This window comes from Streptomyces spinoverrucosus (assembly GCF_006539505.1).
GTDB lineage: Bacteria > Actinomycetota > Actinomycetes > Streptomycetales > Streptomycetaceae > Streptomyces > Streptomyces spinoverrucosus.
Genome location: NZ_BJND01000029.1, coordinates 1 through 524, shown reverse-complemented (window position 1 = coordinate 524; position 524 = coordinate 1). Strand labels below are relative to the sequence as shown.

The window sequence follows — 524 nt, the reverse complement described above, 5'->3', positions numbered from 1 at the left end:
CGGTCATCACCACGGCGATCGTCGCGACGGAACCCACCACGGTCATCACCACGGCGATCGTCACGGCGGAAGCCACCACGGTCATCACCACGCCGGTCATCACGACGCTCGCCGCGGTCGTCGCGGCGGAATGCCGGGCGGTCACCTCGGTCGTCCCTGCGGACACCACCGGGCCGGCCGCCCTTGTCGTCCCTGCGCGGTCCGCGATCACGGTCGTCACGCCGATCATCACGTCGGCCGTACCCACCGCGGTCGCCACCCCGGTCGCCGTCTCGACGGCCGTATCCGCCACGGTCGTTGTCCCGTTGGAAGCCGCCCCGGTCACCACGGTCGCGTCGGAAGCCGCCGCGGTCGCCACGGTCGCCGCGCTGCCCCCCATCCCCTCGCCGCTGGTCGCGCTCCGGTCGGTCGTCGGGAGAGTTGGTGGACATCGGTGACTCCTGTCTTTGGTACCGCAAGCATTGTAAAAACAAAAGGACCCCTGGTCCCAGCTGAACGCTGGGACCAGGGGTCCTCCAAAGATT

General features: G+C 69.3%; 1 pseudogene. It reads left to right on the top strand.

Going from position 1 to position 524, the window contains the following annotated elements:
- Positions 1 to 437: pseudogene (locus tag SSP24_RS42930) on the top strand (hypothetical protein); the annotation flags it as partial.
- Positions 438 to 524 lie beyond the last annotated feature (87 nt).